A 13,114-nucleotide genomic window follows, 5' to 3' on the forward strand; every position below is an offset into this window, starting at 1 on the left:
TGTTCACAGTCCCCGCGCCACCGCTGCGGTGGCCCGCAGCCACGCCCGCCGCGAGGCCTTGGTCAGGGCGTCGTGGACGATGCGCCCGGACTTCAAGGCGGGGTCGAAGGGCACGGTGACGACCTCGCGGACGTAGGGGCGGAAGCCATCGGCAATGCGCTCGGCCACCGCCGTCTCCCCGGGCTGCCATTCCGAGACGATGACCACCGCGTTCTCGGCCAGCTTGGCGGCGTGTTCGTCGCGTTCGTGGAGGGCCTTGAGCAGCAGCAGGGCCGCCTCGGCGCGGTCTTCCATGGTGGTGGTGGGGACCACGAGCTGGTTGGCCTGCCCGATCATCGCCGACCAGTCCGAGCCACGGTCCACGTTGCCCGAGTCCATGACGATGAGCCGGTAGTATTTCGCGGCCACCCGGTGGATGACCTCGACGTCGTCGCCGGTCATCACGTGGGTGCCAACGAGGCTGTCATCGGAGCGCAGGACGTCGAACTTGTCTGCCGGCTGGTGGTGGACGTAGCGTGCCATGTGCCCGGAAACGGCCTCGGTGGACAAAAGCTGGTCGGCGTTCTCGAGCACGTCGAGCACGGTGGAATTGTGCCCGCCTTGTTCGGTGCGCCAGCCCAGGGTCCCGACCTCGGGGTTGCCGTCGTAGGCGAGCACTCCCCCACCGCCGTGGCGGGCGAAGGTCGCGGCAATGTTCTTCACGGTCGGGGTCTTGTTCGCCCCGCCCTTGCGGTTGGCGACCATGATCGTCCGGGTCCCGGCCCAGTGCTGGGACACGGCGGCAATGTCCGCGCGTTCGGAGACCTCGGCCGCCGAGGGGGCCACCCGGATCCCCACCGAGGCCAGCCATCCCCGGAACCCGGTGGTGGCCGGCTGCACGGCAGCCTGGGTGCTCAAAAACGATTCGGCATCACGCAGCGCCCGCCGGGTTGCCGGGGCTGATTCCACAGGCGCTTGTGCTGCGTCGGCCACTACAGCGGTGGCCTCTTTCTTGCCTGCATCGGGTGGGGCGGTCTGCACGGGCGCGGGAACGGCCTCGATCACCGGTACGGGAGCCGGCTCCGGCTGGCCGGTGGGTGCCGGTGCGGTGTTCCCGGGTTCGGGTTCGGCTTCTGGTTCGACCTGGCGATCCGGGGAGATGAGCAGGCCGGTCAGCCCGTTCTCGTCCATCGTGGACACGCGCACGGGCCGGCCGTGTTCCCCGGCGACCTCGAACAGCCGGGTCATCAGCTGGGTACGCAGCTGCCCGGGATCGGCGGCGGTGAAGTTCTCCTCCTGCCCGTCGATGGTCAGCACGCCGGTGTTGTCGGTGTTGATGATCGCGCTGAGAACCGGTTTGGTTTGGATCAGGGACTGGTCAATGGCCATCAGGGGACTCTCTTTCATCGGGTCGGGAACGGTGGTTCGGGGTTCGCTCATGGGGTGTATCCAGGGGCCGGGTCGTCGGGCTCGATGGCCTGGATGAGCCACGGTGCCCCGGCCTTGTCCTGGACCACGACGACCTGCCATGGCCCGTCGTTGGTCTTGAACCGCACGGTGACCACCTGGGGGTTGTGTGCGTCCTGGCTGGCCGTCGGCGCCGGGCCGATGTCATCGAATGGGACCCGGGCGGGGTCGGTGTATTGGGCCTCGTCCGCGTACTCGTCGGTCAGGTACGGCAGCAGGTCCGTGAACCAGCGCCGCTCTGGCACGTCGGGGCGGGCGAACAGGGCCATGGCCTTGGCGGCGACGACCTGCGGTTCCTCGATGGCTGCCGGGCTGCTGGAGGCGGCGGTGGAGGCCACGGCGACCGGTGGCGGTGCGGCAGCCTCGTCCTTGGCCTCGTTGTTGGCTCCGAATAGCGAGCACCCCGAGAGCATGAGAACGCAGGCGGTGGCCCCGGCAGTGCGCAGGAGAATGCTGGCCTGGTGGGTGGTGGGCATTAGAGGACTCCCTTGGCTTTGAGGATCGGGGTGGGGTCGATGACGTGCTTGAACGTTGGCTGGCCTGCTGGGGTGCCGGGGCTGGCGACCTGGAAGTGCAGGTGCACTCCGGTGGAGTTGCCCGTGGTGCCCACGGTCCCCAGCGGGGTACCGGCGGCCACGGTGTCCCCGGGGCTGACCTTCAGTGAGCCGTGGACCATGTGGTGGAACTCGAAGACCAGACCGGGCTTGTCGACCTGCTGGGCGATCACGTAGGTGCCGTAGCCGGCCTTCCAGCCCTGGCCCTGCTCGGCCACGGTGATCTTCATGTCCGTGGGGGCGAGCACGTCGGTACCGGTCCCCCCGGCGAGGTCCACTCCCTTGTGTTCGGTGGTGTTCACGTTGCAGGACGCCCCGGCGGGGCAGGCGCGCCCGCCGAAGCCGCTGGTGATCGTGGCCCCGGGCAGCGGGCTGGTCCACTGGCCGGAGCCGAGGTCCCCGATGACCGTCGCAGCGGTGTCCGGGCATGTCCCGTTGGCGTCGATGTCCCCCAGGTCGGCACCGGAGAGGGCCTTGACGATGGCCGCTGCAGGGGCGCGGAAGGGCGTGTAGTGGTTGGGGTCCGCGTTGGACTGGACCCGGTGGATGGCCTCGGTGGGTTCCAGGTCCTGCCAGCCCTTCACGCGTTGCAGGGCCTTGAAGAAGTTGGTGGCGCTGGTGTGTGGGTCCATGCGGTCCTTGTATGAGCCCCACGCGCCGTTGGCGCGCTGCTGGAACAACCCCCGCGAGTCGGGCCCGGCGGCATCGCCCTGGTCGATGACCTTCAGCGTGGATTCGCCAATGGCTGCCTGCACGCCCAGGATCTGCGCGGCGACCGGCAGCTTCAGATCCGCAGCTGCGCCCATGATGTGGGCGGCGTTTACCAGCTGGTCACCGGAAAACCCGGCGACCTGCCTGGTCCCAGCCGGCACGGCCACTGGGGTGCTGGCATCTGCGGCGCAACTGCCGGCATCCGAAGCGGCACTATCGGTGCCTAGGAACAGGAGAACCACGATCAATACCGGCGCGGTGATCAGTACAAAGACGCCCGCGGCCAAACCACCTGCCCTGGGAGCATCCACTACGCTTCCCCACCTCCTTGGTTTTCGTCTAACTGTTAGCAGTCGCACCCGACAGGAATACACACTTCAGCGGAACAAGCCATTCTTCACGAAAGTCTCGACAACCGTTAGTAAACTTTTGACAGGATGTCTTTGCAATAGTCGTGGGCCTGCAATTGACTCTAGCGCATTAAATGCACTACTAGTAGTGCATTTAATGCTCTAGAGTGGGATATTCCATAGCTAGGCCAGAATGGAGGGATGCCGAGATATGTCAGCCCCAAAAGCCCGATGCCGCCAGAAGCAGCGCGAATGACGGAGATTCTGGGGGTCCCCCACTTGAGGGCGGCTATTTTGAGGCACCTAGCTGTCAACGAGGAAGGGGGGACCTCGGGAGAAATCGCGGGGATTCTAGGTACGCGCTATCAGACCGTCCAGAGACACCTTGAACATCTCGAGCAGCTGGGCGCCGTAGTTGCCAGCGTTCCGCCTCCGCGCCAAGGACACAGGGTGGTATTTCGCCTAGATAGGAACATCCTCGCTGACGCGATTAGGACGAATGCTGAATACATTCAAGGTCATTAAATGAATGACACGCCGGTGAGCCCTCCCACTTAATCTAATCGGATTGCACTTGAATTGGGGTTGTCATCACAATCCAGGAGGGCAGATGGCTCAGCCATATAAGGGCGACCGGCAAACGGTTACCTCGAAAATCCCGCGTACCACCGCTCGACGACTCGATCATGTTCTGGAGGTCACCTCCGAGACCCGAACTGATCTGATTGCCCGCCTACTGGAGGAATATGTCACAGAGGCAGAAGCTGCGATGAATCGTAATCAGGAGGCCCTTTTCTCTAGAGCTTCTTAAATGAAGAAGGCCCGCACTAGGCGGGCCTTCACTCAAGTATCCAAGCTATCCACCCCAAGTTCTTGGCGGGACTGGGTGAATAGCTCCCACAAACACACCCTGAAGGCTGCTTGTGCTTGCCAGCTTACACTCTTTTTCTGCCCAACCAACAGACCGCGCACCCCACCACCGGCGTGTCTCCCGACTCCGCGAGACCGACCGCAACATAGTCCAGCGCGCCGTCCCCCACGGCTCCGTACGCGCCGCACACGGCACCCACGTACAACAAGCCCTCCAAGCACACCCCGACTACGCCCGCTGCTACACAGCCCGCCAACACACCATCCGCACGGTTCTCGCCGCGCTGATCGCCCGGGCGGACTACCAGTCCATGACCACCCGCCCCGGCTGGGACCACCTCTGCGAGCAGACCGGCAAAAGCCGGCGCACCATCGCCCGAGCCCTCGCCACCCTGCGCACCTGGGGCCTGATCGGCATCGTCGCCAGCGGACGCACCGCCGCCTACGCCTCCCTCAACGAAGACGGCCAACGCACCAACGAAGCAGCCGTCTACGTCCTATGCACCCCCTCACCCCTGGCCCTGGTCGATACACGCGCCACGAGTGGTGTGGATGAAAATGGCACCCCTCCCGCCCCAGGCGGTTCTCACCTTAAGAACTTAAAAGAGACCCATACACGCGCGCACGAAAAAACCCTTGTCGGTGCGGCTCCGCCGCCTGAACCATTTTCTGGCGGCTTCACCGCCTCCACTCCCCCAACGCCATATCGTCCGGAATTGCTCTGGCCGGCCCACAAAACGACAGCATCGAAGAAACAACGCCTTGCCGCCGCCTCGGAGCTGCGCCGCCGCGTGTTCCTCCTGCGCCCCATGAGCACCAAGGACATCCGCGCCACCGTTAGGGACTTCCTGCTCAGTGGCTGGACCGTCGCAGATCTGCACCACGCCCTGGACTACCAACCCAACGGAGACCCCTGGCCACACGCCGGGGTGCCCGCCGATGCCAACGCACCCCGCCTGCGCGGCTGGCTCCGATACCGCCTGGGCGCCTGGCGAATCACCACCGGAGAACCACTACGCTCCCGCGACCAACAACAAACCAACCAAGCCACCGAACGACGAGCCGCAGCATCAAAAGCCGCGCAAGACGCCAGGAGGGCCTTCGAGCGCCGGGCGATACGAAGCGGACAGGAATCCCCCGCAAAGAGGCAGGCCCTTTCGGTAATCCGAGCATTGTTCAAGACAAGACCCGAGTAACGCGTGGCAATGCCTAAGAAAACCGGTAATGCACCGTAGACTCATTTGAGTAAAGCATCAAAAGTTGTTCATTGCATCCGGAAGGAAGTAGAGCTTGCAGGTAATTTCAGTCATCAACCAGAAGGGCGGGGTGGGGAAAACCACCGTCGCCACACACTTAGCCACGGCTCTGCGACTGGCCGGGCATTCCGTCCTCCTTGTGGATTCGGATCCCCAAGGCAGCGCCCGCGACTGGGCGGCAGTTCAAGAGGACCACCCTCTGTCTGTAGTAGGCATGGATCGTCCCACTATTGAGCGGGATCTGAAAAGCATTGCGCCGGTGGATTTCGTAATTATTGACGGTGCACCCCAAGCGGCCGATTTGGCCGTATCAGCCATCAAGGCATCGGACTTTGTGCTGATACCCGTCCAGCCCTCCCCCTACGACATATGGGCTACCGCCGATCTGGTGGAGCTGGTGAAGCAACGTATCGAAATCACCGACGGAAACCTCCAGGCAGCCTTCGTTGTTTCCAGGGCCATCACTGGGACGAACATCGGAAAGGAAGTCTCCGGGGTTCTCGAAGGATACGAGTTGCCTATTCTGGAGTCCCGGGTCCACCAGAGGGTGAATTACGCCAGTAGTGCAGCAAGTGGCTCAACCGTCTTGGAGGATCAGCCGGACTCCGAGGGGGCCAAAGAAATGGCCCAACTCGCGGCGGAGATTAAGACTCTTTTGAGTAAAGGAGTTTGAGAGTAAATGAGTAAAGGATTATCTGGTCTATCTGCAGGCCGCCCGAGCCAGACGGCCGCCGCGAAGGCACGACTCATGGAAAGCCTCAAAGACGATGAGAGTGCCGAGCCCATCCGTCGCGTGAACTTCCAGGTTCCTGAAAGCAAGCATCGCAAACTCAAGGTGCTCGCTGCTCGAAACAACCAGAGCATCAAGGAATTCCTCACCTCGTACATCGATTCCCTGCCTGATGAGTAAATGATGTCATGAGCAAATGTTCGCTTACGCTCTTTACTCATCTGCGCATGCGCGCCTCCCCGGAAGAAGCTGGGCACTGCGACCGTCCGTTTTGACGCCGGGGAGCTGGGGCTTCTCCAGCACCGCCTACGCAGAAGGAAGCCCCATGCCGCCCTCATAGGGATTGGAGATCGACGTGAGCATGGTCGACAAGAGACGTCTCGAGTGGTTGAAAAATCCCCTCTGAAGAATGTTTACTCAAATGAGTAAATGAATCTCATTGGGGGAGTCTGTTGTCGCAGGTTGAAAGACTGAGGAGCGAAGTTCGATGGTGCTATCCCCGGCGCGCTCGAGCGTCTGGCGCATGAGCATGGCCATCAACTCATTGAGTTGTTACCCATGCTTCGCGATTGGCGAGGCATGTCGGATGCGGGCCTCGGCGGTGTCGAGCATGACCATGATGTGGCTCCAGGGCCAATTTCGCAGCCGGCTGCCGCATAGTCAGCCCATCGACGCAAGGGCCGAGGATGGAGCGCATGTGTTGCGGCTGCGAGAGGAGACCCCAGCCGTGTCCGGGAATGTGGTCCGCAGATCGTCGACGAGTCACCGGATAGTAGTTGGCGGGAAGGGCGCCGCCCGCCCGAGCCGTGGTTGCTCCATGGTCATCTGGCAGTAGCGCGCGGGGCACGCATACTCATTGATTCATTTGAGTAAGGATGCCGAAAGCGGGGGCGCGCCTCGGACGGTCGGCCGAGGTCCGTTAACGTGAAGAGTTTTCACCGGATTACACACGTGAAACCTCTAGGCGGAGGCCTGGCTCAGGGTGTCGTCCCTGGCCGCCCAGCGGCCCGTGGCCGGTTCGTGCACCAGCTCCCAGGTCACCAGTGCCGAGCGGGGGCTGCTGCCCAGGCGGACCTGGACCTGCCAGACCATGTTCTCGATGCCGATGTTGGTCCCGCGCTGCATGCGCAGCTCGCTACGCGACCAGGGCACGCGCTCGAACCACCGCACTGGCTCTGCGCAGACCTTCCAAGTTCGCCCATCTCGGGTGATGCGTATGGGCCGGCCGGAGGGTGTGAGGGTGACGTCTACGGAATCGGACATGCGCCGATCCTAGGTCCGGGCCCGGACATTTGGGCCCGCTCATCCAGGGGGCCGAGGGGACTCGGCCGGGTTCCTGCGGCTCACTTGGAAGGTCCGGCGGCCCGGGGAGGGGCCTTGCTTGCGCCGACTTGGCCGATTAGTTGTTCCAGGGCGGCGGTTCGGGCCGTGGGGAGCAGCCCGCGGCGCCCCCGGGCCCGTTGCCGGCTCAACCAGGCGCCAAGACCACGTTCATGTTCGGTGGTCCCGCCCCTGTAAGCCGGAATGCGCCCGTGTTTCCCAATGAAGGCCTCGCACGCGGAGAGGCGTCGGTCCCAGTGCCTGGCGTTGAGCTGGTCGCGACCTAGGACGGTCCAGCGGGGTAGGGCCTCCAGCTGGCGCTCCTGGCGGGCCGTGAGGCGGCCGGCAGCGGATTCTCCGCGCTGTGCCCTGGCCCAGTGGTACAGGAAGACCTCCAGTGCCCCGGAAGTTGTTGACGTGTCGGCCGAGCGGCGGGGGTAACGTCCGTGGGATTCGATGAAGCGGGCCAGGGATAGTCGGTTGCCCTCCCATCCGCGCTTGGCGTCCTCGTCCCGGTACACCGGCAGGGATGGTTCCCCGCATCGGCCCAGCCGCTTGCCGAAGATCGACGGATCACGTTGCACCTGCTGGCACAGGTACTCCCGGACGAGGTGGGGGAGAGTGTGGCAGGTCCGCGCGATGTCGCCGGCGTCGAGCCCATGCCGGTACATCAGCAGCCATTCGGCGCGCCGGGCTGGGTCGCGGGTCATGCCAGAAACCTATCCCAATGCCGTCGCGGGCTGGCGAAGGTGTGGACAATCGCGCAAATTGTAGTAATAATAGTAGTAATCAAACTACTATCGAGTTTCAAGGAGCTTCCCATGGCGCAGGACACCACCTCCGGCCCCGCCGGGCAGGGCACCCCGGTGCAGCGCGCCGCCGACGCCGCGGCGCAGATGGAAGCCGCGGGGGAGAAGGTCACCGTCTCGGCGGTGCGCACCCGCGCGGGTGTCTCCATGGAAGCGGCACGTCAGGGCGTGGAGCAGTGGCGCAACGACTCCCGTCCACCTCAAGTGCCGGTTCCCGATGCGGTGCAGCGGGCCTTCGCCACCGCCTGGGCGGCAGCCACCGCAGATGCCGCCTCCCGCTACGAGGCCGACCGCGCGGCCGCTGCTGAGCTCGTGGAGGCGGCTCAGGCCGAGGCCGTGGAGGCCGGGAAGCTCGTGGACACCGAAGCGGCACGCGCCGACGCCGAAGCCGAAAGGGCGACTACCGCGCAGGAGCGTGTCGGCGAGCTCGAACGGCAGCTGGCGGAGCAGGTGGCCAAGTACGAGAAGTACCAGCAGGCCATGAACGAAGCCCTCGAAGCCCAGCGCACCGAGGTCCGGGACGCCCGCGAGGCGCTGGCAGAAGCCCGGGGGCGGCTTTCCGTGCTGGAGGAACAGGCAGAGAAGTATTGGGACAACAAGAACGGCCAACCGGAAAAGAAGACCAGGAAATAGGACAAGGCGGCCTCCGTGCCCCCGTGCTCCTGGACCCTCGGCGTGGGCAACCTGGAAATGGCCAGGGCCCCCCTCGCGCGGTTAGGGCCCAGGGGGCTGGATACGACCTGAAGACAAATGTCCCGCAGGCTGTAGGACATCTGGCTCCCAGGCGGGCCAAGCAGCGGGCGTTAGCGGTTTAGCGGCTCCCCATCAGCCGAGGGGAGGCTGCCGCTGCGGACCAGATGGCAGGCGATGTGGACGAGCTTGGTATTGCTGTGGGAGCTGACCGAGGCCAGCAGGAGGAAGGCCTGCTCGGAGGTCACCTTGTAGCGTTCCATGAGGATTCCCTTGGCCTGCCCGATCACATCCCGCGACTGCGCTGCGTACCGCAACTGCTCCGCTTTCTGCGTCCCCGCCAACGCGACTGCAGCCTGTGCAGCCACCAGCAGCCCTTTCTGTTCGGACTCGCAATCGAATGCCTCGGATGCCCGGCTGTAGAGGTTCAAAGCCCCCCAGGTTGTCGCCTTCGACGAACAGTTGGAAACGAGCATGCTCCTCGCGCCCAGCCCAAGGGCCTCGGCGCCGAACTTGGGCCACCGGCGCTCGGTGGCCAGATCGGGGACATTGACCGTCTTGTGCTCGAACGCCGCATCCAGGCACCGGCCTTGACGCACCTTCTCCTGCAAGGAGCGGGCGAGCTCGCCCATGTGCCGGGCGAGGTCATCGTCCGGGACGCACCCTGGCTGTTGCCTGTTTCGCCGTTGCTTGCCTGCACGCCATCGTGGCCCGTGCCACATTGTTGCAATGAACTTCGGCGCCGCATAGCCACTGCTTTGATCCGACGTCACCAGGGGGGGCAAAGACGCCCCCGCCAGTCTCATAGCGGGGGCGTCCGAGGGCGTGGACCACGCCCCGCACGGTTCCGTGACTGGGGGAGTCCGGGCACCGTGGAATCGAACCATGTTCAGGGATGAGGATTCGATCCAGACAAACGATACCCGGTCGGCAGGAGGGTGTCGCAAGATTGTGTCCCGCCAAGCGCCTTGTGGGAAATGGAGAGTGCCCGACGACCAACAGCCCGGAACCGGGCTTGGTTTCCACGTTCCGGTTGGACGTATGGGCCTGGCCAGTGGGACCACGCCATCATCCGAGGCCGTCAACATGGTGTTTGCGGGGTGTGGATACGAGGACCGGGTTATTGCGGGAGAGCATCTTGCCGAGGAGGTTCCTGGTCCCTGCCTTCGGCTGCCGGGTCTTTGCCGGCTGGTTTCCGGTCGGCTCTTTGCAATGCCTTCTCGAACAATTCCAGGTCAATGCGGGCGTGTTCGGATCCGAGGGTGCCGGCCTGCTCCGGTTGCCGGCTGCTGATGGCCCGGACAAGCTGCTCGTGGTCGGCCAGCGCGCGAAGTTCCATCTCCCGCATGCCCTCGGCCGAACCCCACAAATGCACGGGGGCGGCCAGGCTGATCTTGGATTCGAGCTGGAAAAGCACCTCCTGCAAGGTGGTGTTATGCGCAGCGTTGCCGATGGCCAGGTGGAGGCGTCCATCGGCCCTCTGGGATTCCAATCCCGTGTCCGCCTGACGGTAATCCTCCAGCCGGGCACGGAGATCATGCACATCGTCCTCCGTCCGGTTTTCCGCCGCCGCCCGTGCGATCGTTCCATGCAGCAGGCGTACCGCCTCGAAGACGTCCAAAATCTCTTCCCAGCGCGCCGAGAGGGCCCGCTGAACCGATTCCCCCGAGGTGGCGCCCCACTGTTCCCGGACAAAGGAACCCCCTCCTCGTCCGCGGACGGTTTCCAGCAGGCCCTGCCGGGAAAGCCGGGCCAAGGCGGTGCGGACGGTAACCCTCCCCACCTGCAGGGAAGCGGCCAGATCGCGTTCAGGGGGAAGACGGCTGCCGGGGAGGTATTCACCCACGGCGATGGCGGTGACCAGCCTGTCGACCACCAGGTCCACGACACTGGAACGCGGTTCCAAGGCACTGTCCAAGCCCGAACTCCCATCACGCCCGGCCGTGGAGGCTGCAGGAATGTTGCCTGTCATGGAATTCGAATACCCTTCATCTCTGTAAAGGTCTTGTAATGGGACCTTTAATGGTCCATCCTATTGTCTGACCGACCAGTGGTCTCCCTCACACATAGGCAAAGGAAACGTGCATGCCCAAGGTTACCGAGTCAAGAATCCCGTTCGGGGAACACGAGACGTGGGTCCGCGTCACCGAACCGGACACCCCCCAGGACGGTGCCCTTCCCCTGGTTGTCCTCCACGGCGGCCCCGGGATGGCCCACAACTACCTGCGCAATCTCGCCGGGCTGGTCGACACCGGGCGCACCGTGATCCTGTATGACCAGATCGGCTGCGGCAACAGCACGCACCTGCCCGAGGCACCCGCGGATTTCTGGACCCCGCAGCTCTTCGTCGACGAGTTCGCGAACCTGGTCCAGGAGCTGGGCCTTGCCGAGTACCACCTGCTGGGCCAGTCGTGGGGCGGGATGCTGGGCGCCGAAATCGCCACACGCCAGCCCGAGGGCCTCAGGAGCCTGGCGATCTGTAATTCCCCGGCCTCCATGGGACTGTGGGCCGAAGCCGCGGCGGAGCTTCGTTCCCGGTTGCCCGAGACGACGCAACAGATCCTGGCACTGCATGAAGCCGTGGGAACGACGGGGGACCCCGAGTACGTGGCTGCGGCAGAAGAGTTCTACCGCCGCCATGTCTGCCGCCTCGATCCCACGCCGCAGGATTTCAGGGAAAGCGAGGAGCAGATGGAAGCCGAGCCGACCGTCTACCACACCATGAACGGGCCCAACGAGTTCCACGTGATCGGCACCCTGCGCGAATGGAGCATCATCGACCGCCTCGGAGCCATCAACGTTCCGACCCTGGTCCTGGCCGGGGAACACGACGAGGCCACCCCGGCCACCTGGCAGCCCTACGTGGACGGTATCAAGGATGCCCGAGCCCACGTCTACCCGGATGCAAGCCACTGCGTGCACCTTGAACACCCCGAAGGGTTCCGCAGCGTCATCGGCGACTTCCTGGCCCAGCACGACGGACCGAACCCCCACGCGTAAAACCGGAGCACTTCCACATCCTCCACCTTGACGAAAGCGAGTACCGGCAGATGCCCACGCCCCACGACTCATCCGAGCTGAGTCCGCAGCAACAACTGGAAGCCTATGGCTACAAACAGGAACTCAAACGGTCCCTGTCCACTACGGACCTGCTGATCTACGGGTTGATCTTCATGGTCCCGATCGCCCCCTGGGCGATCTTCGGCGTGGTCTACAACGCCGCCGGCGGCATGGTGCCCCTGGTCTACCTCATCGGGCTCATCGCCATGGTCTTCACGGCCCTGGCCTACCATCAAATGGCCAAGACCATCCCCCTGGCCGGTTCGGTCTTCTCCTACGTAGGCCGCGGGATCCACCCCAACGTCGGGTTCTTCGCCGGATGGGCGATACTCCTGGACTACCTGCTGGTCCCCACGCTGCTCTACGTCTTCGCCGCCGAATCCATGGTCGGGCTCTTCCCCGGCTCCCCGCGCTGGATCTGGGCGCTGATCTTCGTGGCCATCAACATGGTCATCAACATGATGGGCGTCAGCTCCATGAAGCTGGTCAACCGGGTGTTCCTGGCCATGGAACTGGTCTTCGTGGCCGCCTTCATCGTCATCGCCGTCAAGGCACTGAACAACGAAACCATCCCCGGCGCGGTCTTCACCACCGACCCGATCTGGGACGCCAGCAAGGTCACCGGCCCCCTGATCGCCGCGGCACTGTCCATCGCGGTCCTGAGCTTCCTGGGCTTCGACGGCATCGCCACCCTCTCCGAGGAGGCCTCCGGAGGCCGCAAGGCCACCGGCCGGGCCATGGTGACCGCGCTGTTCATCGTGGCCTTCCTGTTCATCATCCAGACCTGGCTCGCCAGCTCCCTGGCCGGAGGACGGGACGCCTTCGACCCCGACGCCGAAGGAAACGCCTTCTTCACCATCGTCCAGGCCGCCGCCAGCACCGGCTGGATGAACGCCTTCTTCGTCGTCAACGTCCTGGCCGTGGGCATCGCCAACGCCATGGCCGCCCAAGCCGCCACATCACGGCTGCTGTATTCCATGAGCCGCGACGGGCAGCTCCCGCGCTTCCTGCACACCCTGAACCACCGCCGCGTACCCCGCAACGCCATCATCCTGGTCTCGGTCCTCTCGGCCATCCTCGTGCTGTTCTTCGTCGGGCAGATCGACCTGATCTCCTCCCTGGTCAATTTCGGCGCCCTGTTTGGATTCATGATGTTGCATGTCGCCGTCGTCGTGCATTTCATGGGCAAGAAGAAATCGACGAACTACCTGCTGCACCTCGTGGTACCGATCATCGGCTTCCTGATCATCGGCTACGTCCTCTGGAACGCGAACATCGAAGCTAAGGTCGGAGGCATCGTCTGGCTCGCCGTCGGCGC

At 64.3% G+C, this 13,114-nt stretch carries 14 protein-coding genes; 7 read left to right on the forward strand and 7 right to left on the reverse strand.

Annotated elements, in window-relative coordinates:
• Positions 1–3: 3 nt before the first annotated feature.
• Genes ACN0TP_RS17895 through ACN0TP_RS17905 form a run of 3 tightly spaced genes read right to left on the reverse strand, consistent with a single transcriptional unit; the run spans position 4 to position 2,872 of the window.
• Positions 4–1,419: a chromosome partitioning protein ParA gene (locus tag ACN0TP_RS17895; RefSeq protein WP_417221237.1), complete on the reverse strand. Its 1,416-nt coding sequence runs from the start codon at positions 1,417–1,419 to the stop codon at positions 4–6.
• Positions 1,416–1,922 (reverse strand): hypothetical protein, encoded by a 507-nt coding sequence (locus ACN0TP_RS17900; RefSeq protein ID WP_417221238.1) that lies wholly within the window; start codon positions 1,920–1,922, stop codon positions 1,416–1,418. The genes ACN0TP_RS17895 and ACN0TP_RS17900 overlap by 4 nt, the downstream gene beginning before the upstream one ends.
• Positions 1,922–2,872, reverse strand: a complete 951-nt coding sequence (locus ACN0TP_RS17905) for a M23 family metallopeptidase (protein ID WP_417221239.1) — start codon at positions 2,870–2,872, stop codon at positions 1,922–1,924. The genes ACN0TP_RS17900 and ACN0TP_RS17905 overlap by 1 nt, the downstream gene beginning before the upstream one ends.
• Before the next feature lie 441 nt (positions 2,873–3,313).
• Here ACN0TP_RS17905 and ACN0TP_RS17910 point away from each other — a divergent pair, with 441 nt between their 5' ends.
• The 4 genes from ACN0TP_RS17910 to ACN0TP_RS17925 all read left to right on the forward strand — a co-directional run bounded on the left by ACN0TP_RS17910 (position 3,314) and on the right by ACN0TP_RS17925 (position 6,097).
• Positions 3,314–3,586: an ArsR/SmtB family transcription factor gene (locus tag ACN0TP_RS17910; protein WP_417221241.1), complete on the forward strand. Its 273-nt coding sequence runs from the start codon at positions 3,314–3,316 to the stop codon at positions 3,584–3,586.
• Between the two features lie 656 nt (positions 3,587–4,242).
• On the forward strand, positions 4,243–5,127 hold the full coding sequence (locus tag ACN0TP_RS17915; RefSeq protein WP_417221243.1) for a hypothetical protein: 885 nt from the start codon (positions 4,243–4,245) through the stop codon (positions 5,125–5,127).
• Between the two features lie 94 nt (positions 5,128–5,221).
• Positions 5,222–5,860: a ParA family partition ATPase gene (parA, locus tag ACN0TP_RS17920; RefSeq protein ID WP_417221244.1), complete on the forward strand. Its 639-nt coding sequence runs from the start codon at positions 5,222–5,224 to the stop codon at positions 5,858–5,860.
• Positions 5,861–5,866: 6 nt separating this feature from the next.
• Positions 5,867–6,097 (forward strand): hypothetical protein, encoded by a 231-nt coding sequence (locus ACN0TP_RS17925; protein ID WP_417221246.1) that lies wholly within the window; start codon positions 5,867–5,869, stop codon positions 6,095–6,097.
• 780 nt (positions 6,098–6,877) lie between these two features.
• Here the strand turns inward: ACN0TP_RS17925 and ACN0TP_RS17930 are convergent.
• A complete protein-coding gene (locus ACN0TP_RS17930) occupies positions 6,878–7,180 on the reverse strand; it encodes a hypothetical protein (protein WP_417221248.1) in 303 nt (100 codons plus the stop codon).
• Between the two features lie 80 nt (positions 7,181–7,260).
• Entirely contained in the window at positions 7,261–7,947 is a 687-nt protein-coding gene (locus tag ACN0TP_RS17935) for a helicase associated domain-containing protein (protein ID WP_417221251.1), read from the reverse strand.
• A gap of 111 nt (positions 7,948–8,058) precedes the next feature.
• Here ACN0TP_RS17935 and ACN0TP_RS17940 point away from each other — a divergent pair, with 111 nt between their 5' ends.
• Positions 8,059–8,679: a DNA-binding protein gene (locus ACN0TP_RS17940; protein WP_417221253.1), complete on the forward strand. Its 621-nt coding sequence runs from the start codon at positions 8,059–8,061 to the stop codon at positions 8,677–8,679.
• 170 nt (positions 8,680–8,849) lie between these two features.
• On the opposite strand, the gene ACN0TP_RS17945 is transcribed toward ACN0TP_RS17940, so the two are convergent.
• Together ACN0TP_RS17945 and ACN0TP_RS17950 are read right to left on the reverse strand one after the other, a co-directional pair.
• Positions 8,850–9,368, reverse strand: a complete 519-nt coding sequence (locus ACN0TP_RS17945; protein ID WP_417221255.1) for an ANTAR domain-containing protein — start codon at positions 9,366–9,368, stop codon at positions 8,850–8,852.
• A 488-nt stretch (positions 9,369–9,856) separates the two neighbouring features.
• Complete coding sequence (locus ACN0TP_RS17950) at positions 9,857–10,654, reverse strand: FadR/GntR family transcriptional regulator (RefSeq protein WP_417221258.1); 798 nt, start codon at positions 10,652–10,654, stop codon at positions 9,857–9,859.
• A 167-nt stretch (positions 10,655–10,821) separates the two neighbouring features.
• Between ACN0TP_RS17950 and ACN0TP_RS17955 the strand changes: the two genes are divergently transcribed.
• Together ACN0TP_RS17955 and ACN0TP_RS17960 are read left to right on the forward strand one after the other, a co-directional pair.
• Complete coding sequence (locus ACN0TP_RS17955) at positions 10,822–11,736, forward strand: proline iminopeptidase-family hydrolase (RefSeq protein ID WP_417221261.1); 915 nt, start codon at positions 10,822–10,824, stop codon at positions 11,734–11,736.
• Between the two features lie 50 nt (positions 11,737–11,786).
• Positions 11,787–13,114: APC family permease (locus ACN0TP_RS17960; protein WP_417221262.1), on the forward strand; the 1,328-nt coding region annotated here is incomplete at its 3' end.

Source organism: Arthrobacter sp. (assembly GCF_048266065.1).
In the GTDB taxonomy this organism is placed as follows: domain Bacteria; phylum Actinomycetota; class Actinomycetes; order Actinomycetales; family Micrococcaceae; genus Arthrobacter_H.

Excerpts from the sequence above, each read along its gene's own strand:
- ACN0TP_RS17925 (WP_417221246.1), top strand. The coding sequence starts at position 5,867 with ATGAGTAAAGGATTATCTGGTCTATCTGCAGGCCGCCCGAGCCAGACG.
- ACN0TP_RS17930 (WP_417221248.1), bottom strand. The coding sequence starts at position 7,180 with ATGTCCGATTCCGTAGACGTCACCCTCACACCCTCCGGCCGGCCCATA.
- ACN0TP_RS17945 (WP_417221255.1), bottom strand. The coding sequence starts at position 9,368 with ATGGGCGAGCTCGCCCGCTCCTTGCAGGAGAAGGTGCGTCAAGGCCGG.
- ACN0TP_RS17915 (WP_417221243.1), top strand. The coding sequence starts at position 4,243 with ATGACCACCCGCCCCGGCTGGGACCACCTCTGCGAGCAGACCGGCAAA.
- ACN0TP_RS17955 (WP_417221261.1), top strand. The coding sequence starts at position 10,822 with ATGCCCAAGGTTACCGAGTCAAGAATCCCGTTCGGGGAACACGAGACG.
- ACN0TP_RS17935 (WP_417221251.1), bottom strand. The coding sequence starts at position 7,947 with ATGACCCGCGACCCAGCCCGGCGCGCCGAATGGCTGCTGATGTACCGG.
- ACN0TP_RS17910 (WP_417221241.1), top strand. The coding sequence starts at position 3,314 with ATGACGGAGATTCTGGGGGTCCCCCACTTGAGGGCGGCTATTTTGAGG.
- ACN0TP_RS17900 (WP_417221238.1), bottom strand. The coding sequence starts at position 1,922 with ATGCCCACCACCCACCAGGCCAGCATTCTCCTGCGCACTGCCGGGGCC.
- ACN0TP_RS17940 (WP_417221253.1), top strand. The coding sequence starts at position 8,059 with ATGGCGCAGGACACCACCTCCGGCCCCGCCGGGCAGGGCACCCCGGTG.
- ACN0TP_RS17895 (WP_417221237.1), bottom strand. The coding sequence starts at position 1,419 with ATGAGCGAACCCCGAACCACCGTTCCCGACCCGATGAAAGAGAGTCCC.